The sequence below is a fragment of the Delftia sp. DS1230 genome (assembly GCF_040112715.1).
GTDB classification, from domain to species: domain Bacteria; phylum Pseudomonadota; class Gammaproteobacteria; order Burkholderiales; family Burkholderiaceae_C; genus Comamonas; species Comamonas tsuruhatensis.
In genome coordinates this window covers 2,523,443-2,536,194 of the sequence record NZ_CP157763.1, presented here as the reverse complement: position 1 = coordinate 2,536,194, position 12,752 = coordinate 2,523,443, and the positions used below count along the sequence as shown (strand labels likewise).

Here is a 12,752-nt window from a genome sequence, read left to right as displayed (position 1 = left end):
GTGAATACTTCTCCGGAAATCATCGAATTCCTGGAGAACGCCATGGCATTGCTGGTCTGGGTCCCCGAGCTGGACACCGGAATTGCAGAGATCGACAGGCAGCACCGCCGCATCGTCGACTACATCAACAAGCTCTACGAGCTGCGGTCCTCGCCCGACCGCGAGGCCCTGGGCGATGTCATCGGCGAGATGATCGACTACACCGTCTCGCACTTCGTGTTCGAGGAAAGCCTGATCGAGAGCGCCGGCTACATGTTCGCCGGCCCGCACAAGAAGGTGCACGAGCTGTTCACGCGCCGCGTGATCGAGATGCAGACCCGCTTCGATGCCGGCGAGGACGTGGCCGCCGAGCTGCACGGCATGCTCTCGCGCTGGCTGTTCAACCACATCCGCAACGAAGACACCGGCTACGTGGACTCGGCCAAGGCCTATCTGCGCATGGCGCGCGAGTCCAGTCCTGCCGCCGAGAAGGAAAGGCTCAAGAACGAAGTGCTGCAGGAACTGGAACTGCAGCGCAAGAAAAAGGGCTGGCTGGCACGGCTGCTCAATCGCTGATCGCCCTCTCCCCCTGCAGCGCACCAATAAAAACGGCTCCCGAGGGAGCCGTTGACGTTTCACCATGCGAAGGGCCGAGCGGCCCGGTGATTACTCGCGCACCACCAGCACCGGCACGCGCACGGCGCCCAGCACGCGCTGGGTCACGCTGCCCAGCATCAGCTTTTCCAGGCCACGGCGGCCTTGCGAGCCCATGATGATCAGGTCGGCGCCCGTGCTCTCGAGCACGCGCACGATGCCTTCGTGCACCGCATGGCCTTCGCCCACCACGGTGGTGGCGGTGATGCCGGCCTCGTCGGTGATCTTCTTGACGGCGTCCAGCGTGGTGTTGGCCTCGGCCGTGGCCGCGCTCAGGTACTGCGACTGGCCGTAGGCGAAGTCGGCGCCCACGCCCGTGAACGGATAGGGGTCCACCACGTAGACCGCCGTCAGCGTGCTGCCAAAGACCTTGGCCAGCTCCACGCCCTTGTGGACCGCCAGCATCGAGCTGTTGGAGCCGTCCACGGGAACCAGGATGTGCTTGAACATGCGTTTTCTCCTTTGTGCTTGGCCGCCCTCAGGAATCGGGGGCGGCCGGGTCGATGAACCAAAGTGTGCGCCCATCATGCGCCAGCGTCTTGAGCTGCATCAATCCTTGCGGCGACGCGTCAGCTCCGAGCCCTGGAAACCCTGGCGGCGATAGGTCAGCACCAGGGTATCGCGCACACCGCCCGGCTGCTCGGGCTGTATGGGCGTGGTCTCATGGATCATGCGGGCATCGTCCAGCAGCATCACCGACCAGGGCTCGGTCAGCGTGAAGCGCTGGCCACTGGGGCCCGTGGCCTCAAAGATGCGCGTCTCGCCGCCCTTCACGCCCTCGCGCCCGACCAGGATCACGGCCACCAGGTCCACGCCGTCGCGGTGCGCGCCTTCGGGGGTGGGCCGGCCAATGCCGTCCGTGGTGTCGATGCGGAACTGGTGGGACTCGATGAACCAGCGCTCGTGCTGCACATCATCGCCCTGGGCACAGAACACCTGGTCGGACAGGCCAGCCAGCGCCAGCAGCAGGCGGCTCCAGGTGGCGCTTTGCGCCGTGGCGTCGCGCATGGGATCGAACATGCGCAGCATGCCGCCATGCAGGGCGTTGTACTCCACCGGCTGCCAGTGCGCGCGGTGCTCCACCTGCTGCAGCCCGTCCTGCCCCGCGATGAAGCAGGAATGGCGGCGGCGCCGGTAGCGCCCGCCGTCCTTCAGAAAGGCATCGGGCGGCAGTTGGGCCCAGTCGGCATCGAGCGCATGCAGCTCGGTCAAGGACACGCCCGCCCAGGCCGCGAATTCGTCGGGGCGCAGCACCGCATAGCCTGCGTCGCGCAGCGACTGCGCTGCATTCTGGGGAGCGATATAGGGAGGGGGAAACGTGATGTGCGCCATAACCTGCCAAGCTTACTCCTCGCCCGTGCCCGTCCGGGCGAGGCGGCCTGCAAATTTGCGCAATGCTGTGGCGACAGGCGCGCATCAATGCGGGCGCAGCCTCGGCGGCGCCCGGGGCCTCACGCCGGCCCTCACACCAGCGGCAACCCCACATAGTTCTCCGCCAGCGAGGTCGAGCCTGCACGGGAGTTGACGATGTAGTCCAGCTCCGCCTCCTGCACCTTGGTGTCGAAGCCGCCTGCATCGGGGAAGCGGTGCATGAGCGAGGTCATCCACCACGAAAAACGCTCGGCCTTCCAGACGCGGCGCAGGCATTGCTCGGAGTAGCCGTCGATGCCTTCGGGTGCCTTGTCGCGGTAGTACTGCGCGAAGGCGCTGGACAGGTAGCCCACGTCCGAGGCGGCCAGGTTCAGGCCCTTGGCGCCCGTGGGCGGCACGATGTGGGCCGCGTCGCCGGCCAGGAACAGGCGGCCGAAGCGCATGGGCTCGGTCACGAAGCTGCGCAGCGGGGCAATGCTCTTTTCCAGCGAGGGGCCGGTGACCAGGCGCTCGCGTGCCTCGGGGTCCAGGCGCAGGCGCAGTTCGTTCCAGAAGGCCTCGTCGCTCCAGTCCTCGACCTTTTCGGTCAGCGGCACCTGCAGGTAGTAGCGGCTGCGCGTGGCGCTGCGCTGGCTGCACAGTGCGAAGCCGCGCTCGGTCTGGGCGTAGATCAGTTCGTGCGAGACGGGCGGCGTGTCCGACAGCAGTCCCAGCCAGCCGAAGGGGTAGACCTTCTCGAAGGTGCGCACCTTGTCCTGCGGCACGCTGGCGCGGCAGATGCCGTGAAAGCCGTCGCAGCCGGCGATGAAGTCGCATTGCAGCTCATGGACCTGGCCGTCCTTCTCATAGCGCACGACGGGGCTGTCGCCATCGAAGCCCACGGGCTGCACGTTGCTGGCCTCGTAGACCGTGGTCAGGCCCTCGGCGGCGCGCACTTCCATCAGGTCGCGCGTGACCTCGGTCTGGCCGTAGACCATGACGCGCTTGCCGCCGGTCAGGCCATGCAGGTCGATGCGGTGGCGCTGGCCGCCGAACAGCAGCTCGATGCCGTCGTGCGGCAGGCCTTCTGCGCGCATGCGGGCATCGGCGCCGGCCTGCTCCAGCAGGTCCACCGTGACCTGTTCCAGCACGCCGGCACGGATGCGGCCCAGCACGTAGTCGGCGCTGCGCTGCTCGATGATGACGTTGTCTATGCCTGCGCGGTACAGCAGCTGGCCGAGAAGCAGGCCGGCAGGGCCTGCGCCGATGATGGCGACTTGGGTACGCATTGATCTGTCTCCGTTGCGTTGTTCGATGTCATGGCCGGTTCATGCCATGGCCTGGTCCCAAGACTAGTTTTGAGGCAGCGCAAAGACGAGGGGCTGGCACATGAGTTGCGCGGTGATCGCGCAATCTGCGCGACAATCGCGCACTACCTGCATGCCCGCCCTCCCCGCCCATGAACCAGCCCTTTCCCATCGACCCCGATGACTTCATCGCCGGCTTGGCCAAGGGCCTGGCCGTGCTGGAGAGCTTCGACACCGAGCGCCAGCGCCTGAACGCCACCATGGCGGCCGAGCGCTCTGGCATCACGCGCACGGCCGCGCGCCGCCATCTGCTGACGCTGGCGCACCTGGGTTACCTGGAGACGGACGGCAGCCATTTCTGGCTGGCGCCCAAGGTGCTGCGGCTGTCGGGCAGCTACCTGGCCTCGGCGCGGCTGCCGCGCATCGTCCAGCCCGTGCTCTACCGGCTGGCGGCGCAGACCCAGCTGTCGTTTTCCTGCGTGGTGCGCGATGGCCACGAGGTGGTCATCGTGGCGCGCAGCGCCCTGCACGAGCGCGGCCAGCGCCTCATGGCCCACGGCCTGCATCTGGGCAGCCGCCTGCCCGCCCATGCCACCTCCACGGGCCGCGTGCTGCTGGCCGCCCTGCCTGCGGCCGAGCTCAGGCAATGGCTGGCCTCGCACGATCTGCGGCGCCTGACCGCCCACACGGTCACCGACAGCGCAGCGCTCGAAGGCGTGCTGGACGAAGTGCGCCGACAGGACTTCTGCCTGGCCCTGGAAGAGCATGAGCTGGCCGTGCAGGCCCTGGCCGTGCCGCTGCGCAACATGGAGGGGCGCACGGTGGCCGCGCTCAACATCGTGACCTCGCCCCAGCGCATGGCGCCGGCCGACATGGTGGCCGAGCTGCTGCCGCTGCTGCAGGAGGCGGCGCGGGAGCTGCGGCCGTTGCTCTGAAGCCTGGCTGAACTGCCGCCGTCGCTGCAACCACTCAGAGCGGCGCGCACACCAGCCGGCTCAGTTCGCGCAGGGCCAGAGAAGTCTTGCGGATCAGCGGCGTGGCCTTTTTCTTGGCCGACTGCGCCAGGCACAGCGTGCTCACCACGTGGGGCGATTCGATGGGAATGCCCACCAGCTCGGCATCGGTCAGGTGGCTGCGCATGGCGCTGTCGGTCAACGCGGCGTAGCCGTAGCCGCCGCGCACCAGGTCCAGGATGGCCGGCACGCTGGACACTTCCCAGACCACGTTGAGCTTGACCTGGGACAGCGTGGCCTGGGCCTCCATCAGCTTGCGGAAGATCTGGCCGTGCTGCGGCATGATCAACGGAAACTGCGACAGCTCGTCAAAGCGCACGCTGCTGCGCCCGCCCAGCGTGCGCGTCGGGCCGATCAGGCACAGGCGCTCTTCCAGCACGGGCGTGACCTCGATGTGCGGATGCGGCTCGGGCGTATAGACCAGGCCCAGATCCATGCGGCCCGAGGTCAGCCATTCGGCGATGTTCATGGAAAAGCCCTCGACCACGGCCAGCCGGGCCTTGGGCATGTCCTTGCTGAACAGATCGATCAGCGGCAGCGTCAGGCGCCGCGCCAGGCTGGGCGGCAGGCCCACCACGATGCGGCCCACGGGCTCGTCGCGCTGGCTGCCCAGATCCTCCTTGGCCAGCGCCACGCGCTGCATGATGGCGTGGCCGTGCTCCAGCAGGCGGCGGCCCGCGTCGGTCAGGGTCACGCCGCGGCCGGTGCGGATCAGCAGGGTTTCGCGCAGCTCGGTCTCCAGCGCCCGCACCTGGCGGCTCAGTGCGGGCTGGGCCGTCTCCAGCAGCACGGCCGCCTTGCTGAAGCTGCCGGTCTCGGCCACATGCACGAACGTCTCTATCTGCTGCAAATTCATGTTCTCTCGCCTCCTCACTTATGCCATTTTGCTATAGCTGCTAGCGCCAGCCACGGCTAGGTGCTTTGCAACGAACTGACACAATGCGGCGACTGGATGATCCAGCCGCTCCCGCAAGAGAGCGTAAAAACAAGAGCAGCCTGTGCCTTGCCGGCATAGGACCAAGCCACCCAGCAAGCCCAACAGCGACTCGGAGACAAACCATGAAAGACAGCGCCTTCCGCATCAATCGCCGCCAGGCGGGCCTCGCCCTTGGCGCCCTGGCCATGGGCGCCCTGGCACCCGCGCGTGCCCAGTCGGGTGCCGCCGCCAACTGGCCCACCAAGCAGGTGCGCATCATCAACCCCTTCCCCGTGGGCGGCGGGCCGGACGGCACCTCGCGCCTGGTGGCCGACAAGCTGGCGCGCCTGTGGAACCAGCCCGTCATCGTGGAAAACCGCCCGGGGGGCAACGGCTTCATCGCCATTGAGGCCTTCAAGCGCGGCGCCACCGACGGCACGGACATCATCCAGCTGGACAACGTCCACCTGGCCGCCTATCCCCACCTGTTCAAGAAGCTGCCCTACAGCATCGACAAGGACTTCGAAGTCGTCCTGCCGCTGTTTCGCACCTTCTTCTTCGTCTGCGTGCCGGTCAACAGCCCCTACAAGACCGTGGCCGACCTGATTGCCGACGCCAAGGCGCGCCCCGGCAAGCTCAACTACGGCTCGTGGTCCGTGGGCAACCCGGTGCACCTGGGCTCGGCCCTGCTGGAGTCGCTGACGGGCACCAAGATGGAACACGTCATCTACAAGGAAACCAGCCAGCTGTACACCAGCGTGGCCACGGGCGAGCTGGCCTTTGCGCTGGGCTCCTCGGGCACGGCCGGCCCGCTGATGCGCTCGGGCAAGCTGCGCTTTCTAGCCGTGCTGGCGCCCCACCGCCTCAAGGGCTATGAAGACGTGCCCACCGTGGCCGAGTCCGGCGGCCCGGCCGATGCCGTGGTCACCGGCTGGAATGCCTTTGCCGTCTCCAAGTCCACGCCGCCGGCCGTGGTCGAGAAGATCCGCCAGGACACCATGAAAGTCCTGCGCGAGCCCGACATCCAGCCCAAGTTCCAGACCTTCGGCTACGAGAACTACTTTCCCACGCCCGAAGAGTTCAAGGCCTTCATCGTCGAAGAGAACAAGCGCTTTGGCGACGTGATCCGCCGCGCCAAGATCGAGCTGTAAGCCACAGGCCACAGCAGGCGCAGACGCAAAAAAGCCGCCGCGCCGCAAGGCCGGCGGCTTCTTTCATGTCGTCTTCAGCGCGACAGCCCGCGCGCCGCAATCGGCCACAGCGCGTGCACCGTGCCGCCCTGCAGCACCACCAGCTCGTCGTGCAGGTTGAATGTCGGGTCCACGTGCGAGGGCAGCAGCTGCAGCACGCTGCCCAGGGCGGGCGCCTGGGCGCCAGGCTCCACGCATACCACGCTGTGCTCGTCATTGATGGCCACGCAGCGCAGACCCGGCGTGCCGTAGACGGCGGGCGGGCCGCATTCGGCCGAGGTGGATTTCAGGCCCGCATCGAGGATGACGCGGTCCGGCGCGGGCGTGCTCATCACCGTGGACAGCAGGAACAGGCTGCGGCGAAAGGCCAGCGCCCCGTCCCACTCGTTGGCGCCGTAGTCACCATCCATGAAGGCATAGGAGCCCGGCTGCAGCTCGGTGTAGACGCCGCTGGCCGCATCGAACTCCACGCTGCCCGTGCCGCCGCCCGTGATGGTGTGGCACGCCAGGCCGTTGTCGCGCAGCAGCTGCGCGCAGGCCGCCGCCCGGCTCGCAGCCTCCTGGCAGGCCTGCGCACGCTCTTCGCGGCTGCGCCGGTGCTGCGCCGCTCCGTGGTAGGCCTGCAGGCCCGCGAAATTCACGCCCGGCAGGTTGTGCGCCTGCCGCGCCAGGGCCAGCACGGCCTCGGGGCCCGTGACGCCGCAGCGGCCCTGACCCACGTCCACCTCCACCAGCACGTCGATCTCCACGCCCGCCTGCGACATGGCCTCGGACAGCTGCACCAGGTTGGCCGCGTTGTCCACGCACACGGCCATGCGCGCACTGCGCGCCAGCCGGGCCAGCAGCGCGTGCTTGGCCGGCCCCACGACCTCGTTGCTGATCAGGATGTCGCGCACGCCGGCCGCCACAAAGGGCAGTGCTTCGCTCACCTTCTGGCAGCAGATGCCACGCGCGCCCAGCGCCAGCTGGCGCAGCGCGATCTGGGGGCACTTGTGCGCCTTGGCATGCGGGCGCAGCGCCACGCCATGGCGGTCGGCCCAGTCCTGCATGGTGCGCAGGTTGGCATCGAAGACCGTCAGGTCCAGCGCCAGGCTGGGTGTGTCGATGCGATCGAGCGGATCGCCGGGCCGTGCAGCAGGCTCCAGTGCCAGGCCGCTGGCGTCATCGTGCAAGGGCATGGTGCTGTGCCTCATTCCTGCGGGGGCGCGTACTGGGCGATGACCTCGGCCTCGGTCATGGTCGGCGTCTGGTTGGCGAAGTCGTAGTAGCCGGGCTTTCTGTCGATGTAGATCTGCGTGGCCAGCTCGAAGTCCTGCGACTCGAAGGCGCCGGCCGGCACAAAGTACTCGCCCGTGGCGTGCAGCCGGTAGTACAGGTGCGTGCCGCATTGCCTGCAGAAGGCGCGCTCGGCCCATTCGGAGGAGGCATAGGTGCCTATGTGCTCGCCGCCCTCGAACTTCACATCGGGCCCGCAATGCACCGCCAGCATGGGGCCGCCGCCCCAGCGCCGGCAGTACCCACAGTGGCAGGCCCCGATTTCCCGGGCCTGGGGAGAGACAAAGCTGACAGCGCCGCAAAGACAGTGACCGTTCATGGTGCGTGGACCTTTCCGTGGGTTGCGAGTACCTGGGATTATTCACAGGTGTCGCGCATCATAGGCGATGGCGGGCCGCCTGCAAATCGCCGCGCCCTACACTGCGCGCCAGTCCTCTCAACCATCCATCCCCCTTGTCAACCATGCCCCGCAATGACAACCGCCTCAAGGTCCTCTTCGTCTGCAGCCGCAACCAGTGGCGCAGTCCCACGGCAGAGCAGGTCTGGCGCAGGCACCCTGCCTTGCAGGTGCGTTCGGGCGGCACCAGTGCGGGCGCCCGCCACCGCGTGTCGGCCGACGATGTGGCCTGGGCCGACGTGATTCTCGTGATGGAGGAAAGGCACCAGTCCCGCCTCAAGGCCGATTACGGCCGGCTGCTGGCGCAAAAGCGCCTGCATGTGCTCGATATTCCTGACGAGTACCGCTACATGGACCCGGAACTGGTGGACATGCTGCAGACCGCCGTCAGCGCACTGCTGCAACTGGACTGAGCGCCGGACGCCACGGCGACGGCAACCATGGGCAAGCACGTAGGCAAAAACAGGCAATTGCATTCGGACGTACGCTATAGTAACGAACGGTATCAAAAGCACGGTCTGCCGTATGACAAATGGACGACTGGATACCCTCCAGGAGGATACCCAACCGAGGCTGAAATGCACGATGCCATCACCAACCCCACGCAAGCTGCGGTGACCCCGGTGGCGCCAGCCCCCCTGGAAATACCCGATTACGAACTGCTGGAAACCTTGGGATCGGGTGGCTACGGCACCGTCTACCGTGCGCGACACCGGCGCACGGGTGCATCGGTGGCCATCAAGGTCGTCAGGCTGCAGGAAGGCGGCCGCCAGGTGGAGCGCTTCCACCGCGAGACCATGCTGTGCGCGTCCCTGCACCATCCCCACATCGTCCAGTTGCTGGACAAGGGCGAGCAAGGCGACTGCGTCTACGGCGTCTTCGAATATGTGCCCGGCGAGACCCTCAAGAGCCTGATCCGCCGCCAGGGCGTGCTGACTGCCGCCGAGGCCGGCCGCCTCATGGCCGAGGTGCTTGATGCGCTGGACTGCGCGCATGCCGCCGGCATCGTGCACCGCGACCTCAAGCCCGACAACGTGATGGTCACCTCCACGGGCGCGGTGCGCCACGCCATGGTGCTGGACTTCGGCATCGGCACCGTGATCCCGCAGTTTGCCGGCCCGCAGGTCTCGCAGCTCACCATGGGCGACGAATGCCTTGGCACGCCCGCCTACAGCGCCCCCGAGCAGCTGCGCGGCGAGCCGCCCAGCGCCCGCACCGACCTGTATGCCTGGGGGCTGATGTTCCTCGAATGCCTGACGGGCACGCCCGCCGTGCAGGGCGCCTCGGTGGCCGAGATCGTGCACCGCCAGCTCAGCCCGCAGGAAGTGCAGCTGCCGCCGGCCATCTCCACCCACCCCATCGCCGCCCTGCTGCGCAAGGCGCTCAAGAAGCGGCCTGCGGAGCGCAGCGACTCGGCGGCGGCCCTGCTCAGGGACCTCATGCGCGTGCGGCTGGACGATCTGGTGGGCCAGTTGCCCGCCGCCGCCCAGGTGCAGCAGGCGGACCTGACACGCACCGTGGCCACCACACGCGTGTTCTCCGAAGTGCGCCAGCTCACCGTGCTGTGCTGCAGCGTCTCCCTCTGGCCGGGCAGCGACACCCACGGCATGGACGGCACGACGGGCACCTCAAGCCAGCCCTCGCAGGGGCTGAACATCGAAGACATCGAACTGCTGCAGCGCGAGGAACTCACGCTGTTCTCCGACGTTGCCACCCGGCGCGGCGGCATGCTGGCGGGCACGCTGGGCGACCGCATGCTGGTGCTCTTCGGCTACCCGCACACCAGCGACACCGATGCCCGCCAGGCCGGCATGACGGCCCAGGAGCTGCTGACGCTCAGCCGCAGCCGCGCAGCCGCCATCGAGCAGGTCCACGGACTGCACCTGGGAATCCGCATGGGCCTGCACACCGGCATGGCCGTGGTGGTCGGCGGCGAAGCGCCCTCGGGCCATGCCGTCAACGTGGCCATGCGGCTGGAGGCCATCGCCGATGCGGGCACCCTGCTGGCCAGCGAAAGCAGCCACCGCCTGCTGTCGCGTCATGCGCGCTTCGAGAAGGCCGGCAGCCTGCGCCTGCCCGGCCAGCCCACGGGCATGCAGACCTATCGCCTGGAGCTGGAGCAGCCAGCCGAGCTACTGCAGGGACCTGTGTCCGATGCAGCCTTGCAGTGCATAGGCCGCGAACCCGAACTGCAGCGCCTGCACGACGCATGGGCGCGGGCCCGCGAAGCCGGGGGCAATGCGCTGTGGATTCGCGGCGAGCCGGGCATCGGCAAATCCTGCCTGGCCGACATGCTGCTCGTCCACGCCAGGACACAGGGCGCGAACACCGTGGTGCTGCAATGCCAGCCCGAGCATCGCAACACCGCGCTGACCCCTTTCCTGGGCCTGATACGGCAGCGGCTGGAGGCGGCCGATCCCCCGCAGGACCACCGCGAGCAGATGCGCGAAGCCCTGCGCGCCGCAGGCTGCGATGCCGAGGCCGCCCTGCCCATTCTGTGCGCCTGGCTCTCGCTGCCCCTGGGCGACTGCGAGCCCAGCCGCATCTCGGCCGTCATGCAAAGGGCGCTGCTGCTGCAGTCCACCGCGCAATGGCTGCTGCACATGTCCGAAGCCGAGCCCTTGCTGCTGGTCGTCGAGGACGTGCACTGGGCCGACCCCACCAGCATCGAACTGCTGGAGCAACTGGTAGCGCGCCTGCCCGGGCGGCGCGTGCTGCTGGTGCTCACGGCGCGTCCGCAGTGGCAACCGCCCGAAGGCCTGCAGGCCGACTGCGTGGACGTGCGGCGGCTGGAAGACGCCCAGGCCACCGAACTGGCCCGCCAGACGCTGGCACCGCGCCGGCTCAGCCCCGCCGTGATCCGCCACGTGGTGGAGCGCACCGACGGCGTGCCGCTGTTCATCCAGGAAATGGCGCGCATGCTGCTGGATGCCCACCTGGTGGAGGAAGACGGCGTCTGGGACTTTCGCCATGCCGGGCTGCCGGCCGCCATTCCGCTCACGCTGCGCGACTCGCTGGTCAGCCGCTTTGACCGCATCGGCCCGCTCAAGCCCCTGCTGCAGCTGGCCGCCACCATGGGCCGGCACTTCGAGTTCGACCTGCTGTGCGCCTGCGTGGAACGCCCGCAAGGCGAGGTCGAGCAGGAACTGGCGCAGCTGGGCCAGGCCGGCCTGGTCATTGCCGATGAACGTGCGGGCGCCGGCGCCTTCATGTTCCGCCACGCGCTGATCCGCGACACGGCCTACGAATGCATGCTGGTATCGCAGCGCCGGCTGCTGCACCGCGACGTGGCCCTGGCCCTGATGCAGCACCAGCCGCAGCGCGTTGCGGCGGAACCCGCAGGCGTGGCCCAGCACTGGGCGGACGCCGGAGACCACGCCCAGGCCGTGGCCCTGGCCGTGCGGCAGTTGCGCATCACCCAGCTGCGCTCGCTCAACGATGAAACCATTGCCTACGCGCGCCACATCGACGACTGGCTGCAACAGCTCCAGGGCGTGGCCCAGCGCGAGGCGCGGCTGGACGTCAACAGCTACGTGACCCAGGCGCTGATGAACAAGCACGGCTGGGCCCATGCCCAGGTGGTGGAAAGCATCGCGCTGTCGCAGGAGCTGCTGGCCGGCCCGGGCGCCAACGCCGTGGCCGACTACAAGCAGGTGCAGCACCTGTGGATGCTGATCACCTACCACCACGTGGCCAGCAACCGCGAGGAAGTGCGCCAGCTCAGCCACCGGCTGCTGGAGCAGGCCGTGCGCCAGCAGGACACGGGCGTGCTGGTGGCCGCCCAGACCTACCTGGGACTGGCCCACTACTCCGACGGCCGATTCGAGCAGGCCGAAGAAGCGCTGACCGACGCCATCACCCGCTACGACCCCGTGGCCCATGCCCACCATGCGGCCGAGTTCGGCTTCGACACCCGTGTCTGGGCCACCTGCGGGCGCGCCCTGGTGCGCTGGTTCGCCGGCTTCGACCAGGCCGCGCTGGCCGATGCGGCCGACGCCGTGCGCCTGGCGCACGAGGTCTCGCACATTCCCTCGCTGAGCATGGCCCTGCTCTACCAGGGCCTGGTCCACCAGGCGCGCGGCGACCGGGCCAGCGCGCTGGCCACCACGGGCGAGCTGCTGGACATCACGGCCCGCTACGGCCTGCCAGCGTTCTCGGGCTATGCGGACATCATCCGCTGCTGGGCCCTGGGCGAGGGCACGGCAAGCGAAGACAGCGAAGGCATAGCGCGCGCCAGCGCAACGGCGCAGGTGCTCTGGGACATGGGCTGCCGCTACTGCCAGACCTACTACCGCTCCTTCGTCGCCGAAATGCTGGCGGCCAGCGGGCGCTGGGCCGAGGCCCTGGACAAGATCGACGAGTGCCTGCGCCTGGCCGACGTGCTGGACGAGCGGCTGCACAGCAGCGAGCTGCACCTGAAGAAGGCCCGCTTCCTGCTGGCCATGGGCGCAGACCACGCAGCCGTGCAGGACAGCCTGGCCCAGGCGGCAGGGACTGCGCGCACCGCCGGCAAGTACCGCACCGAAACCGAGGCGCTGGCCCTGTCGCAGGCCCTGGCACCCGCCAGGCCGGACGTGGCCGCGCGCCTGAGTGAGCTGGCCGCATTGCGGCCTGAACTGTCCGTGCTCCTGTCCGGGCCCCGGCCCGGCCCGGCGCATTTTTCTTGAACCG

11 protein-coding genes are annotated in these 12,752 nt (G+C 68.4%); 5 read left to right on the top strand and 6 right to left on the bottom strand.

Annotated elements, in window-relative coordinates:
• On the top strand, positions 1-555 hold the full coding sequence (locus AAN986_RS11315) for a bacteriohemerythrin (protein ID WP_223275325.1): 555 nt from the start codon (positions 1-3) through the stop codon (positions 553-555).
• A gap of 90 nt (positions 556-645) precedes the next feature.
• Here AAN986_RS11315 and AAN986_RS11310 read toward each other — a convergent pair whose 3' ends face one another.
• From AAN986_RS11310 to pobA, 3 genes are all read right to left on the bottom strand, one after another.
• Positions 646-1,083: a universal stress protein gene (locus AAN986_RS11310; RefSeq protein WP_016446360.1), complete on the bottom strand. Its 438-nt coding sequence runs from the start codon at positions 1,081-1,083 to the stop codon at positions 646-648.
• A 99-nt stretch (positions 1,084-1,182) separates the two neighbouring features.
• Complete coding sequence (locus AAN986_RS11305; RefSeq protein ID WP_043791151.1) at positions 1,183-1,965, bottom strand: 2OG-Fe dioxygenase family protein; 783 nt, start codon at positions 1,963-1,965, stop codon at positions 1,183-1,185.
• A gap of 131 nt (positions 1,966-2,096) precedes the next feature.
• On the bottom strand, positions 2,097-3,272 hold the full coding sequence (gene pobA / locus AAN986_RS11300) for a 4-hydroxybenzoate 3-monooxygenase (RefSeq protein ID WP_013801914.1): 1,176 nt from the start codon (positions 3,270-3,272) through the stop codon (positions 2,097-2,099).
• A gap of 170 nt (positions 3,273-3,442) precedes the next feature.
• On the opposite strand from pobA, the gene AAN986_RS11295 reads away from it, so the two are divergent.
• Entirely contained in the window at positions 3,443-4,225 is a 783-nt protein-coding gene (locus tag AAN986_RS11295; protein WP_016446366.1) for an IclR family transcriptional regulator C-terminal domain-containing protein, read from the top strand.
• 34 nt (positions 4,226-4,259) lie between these two features.
• Here the strand turns inward: AAN986_RS11295 and AAN986_RS11290 are convergent, their stop codons facing one another.
• Entirely contained in the window at positions 4,260-5,159 is a 900-nt protein-coding gene (locus AAN986_RS11290) for a LysR family transcriptional regulator (RefSeq protein WP_043792929.1), read from the bottom strand.
• A 203-nt stretch (positions 5,160-5,362) separates the two neighbouring features.
• On the opposite strand from AAN986_RS11290, the gene AAN986_RS11285 reads away from it, so the two are divergent.
• Positions 5,363-6,370, top strand: a complete 1,008-nt coding sequence (locus AAN986_RS11285) for a tripartite tricarboxylate transporter substrate binding protein (protein WP_046238589.1) — start codon at positions 5,363-5,365, stop codon at positions 6,368-6,370.
• A 74-nt stretch (positions 6,371-6,444) separates the two neighbouring features.
• On the opposite strand, the gene AAN986_RS11280 is transcribed toward AAN986_RS11285, so the two are convergent.
• Positions 6,445-7,587 (bottom strand): DSD1 family PLP-dependent enzyme, encoded by a 1,143-nt coding sequence (locus tag AAN986_RS11280; protein ID WP_349335665.1) that lies wholly within the window; start codon positions 7,585-7,587, stop codon positions 6,445-6,447.
• Between the two features lie 11 nt (positions 7,588-7,598).
• Positions 7,599-8,003 (bottom strand): GFA family protein, encoded by a 405-nt coding sequence (locus tag AAN986_RS11275; protein ID WP_016446370.1) that lies wholly within the window; start codon positions 8,001-8,003, stop codon positions 7,599-7,601.
• 143 nt (positions 8,004-8,146) lie between these two features.
• Between AAN986_RS11275 and AAN986_RS11270 the strand changes: the two genes are divergently transcribed.
• Entirely contained in the window at positions 8,147-8,494 is a 348-nt protein-coding gene (locus AAN986_RS11270) for a hypothetical protein (RefSeq protein WP_016446371.1), read from the top strand.
• A gap of 165 nt (positions 8,495-8,659) precedes the next feature.
• Positions 8,660-12,748 (top strand): TOMM system kinase/cyclase fusion protein, encoded by a 4,089-nt coding sequence (locus AAN986_RS11265; RefSeq protein ID WP_349335664.1) that lies wholly within the window; start codon positions 8,660-8,662, stop codon positions 12,746-12,748.
• The last annotated feature ends 4 nt before the right edge of the window (positions 12,749-12,752 follow it).

Excerpts from the sequence above, each read along its gene's own strand:
- AAN986_RS11295 (WP_016446366.1), top strand. The coding sequence starts at position 3,443 with ATGAACCAGCCCTTTCCCATCGACCCCGATGACTTCATCGCCGGCTTG.
- AAN986_RS11285 (WP_046238589.1), top strand. The coding sequence starts at position 5,363 with ATGAAAGACAGCGCCTTCCGCATCAATCGCCGCCAGGCGGGCCTCGCC.
- AAN986_RS11265 (WP_349335664.1), top strand. The coding sequence starts at position 8,660 with ATGCACGATGCCATCACCAACCCCACGCAAGCTGCGGTGACCCCGGTG.
- AAN986_RS11280 (WP_349335665.1), bottom strand. The coding sequence starts at position 7,587 with ATGCCCTTGCACGATGACGCCAGCGGCCTGGCACTGGAGCCTGCTGCA.
- AAN986_RS11270 (WP_016446371.1), top strand. The coding sequence starts at position 8,147 with ATGCCCCGCAATGACAACCGCCTCAAGGTCCTCTTCGTCTGCAGCCGC.
- AAN986_RS11310 (WP_016446360.1), bottom strand. The coding sequence starts at position 1,083 with ATGTTCAAGCACATCCTGGTTCCCGTGGACGGCTCCAACAGCTCGATG.
- AAN986_RS11275 (WP_016446370.1), bottom strand. The coding sequence starts at position 8,003 with ATGAACGGTCACTGTCTTTGCGGCGCTGTCAGCTTTGTCTCTCCCCAG.
- AAN986_RS11290 (WP_043792929.1), bottom strand. The coding sequence starts at position 5,159 with ATGAATTTGCAGCAGATAGAGACGTTCGTGCATGTGGCCGAGACCGGC.
- pobA (WP_013801914.1), bottom strand. The coding sequence starts at position 3,272 with ATGCGTACCCAAGTCGCCATCATCGGCGCAGGCCCTGCCGGCCTGCTT.
- AAN986_RS11305 (WP_043791151.1), bottom strand. The coding sequence starts at position 1,965 with ATGGCGCACATCACGTTTCCCCCTCCCTATATCGCTCCCCAGAATGCA.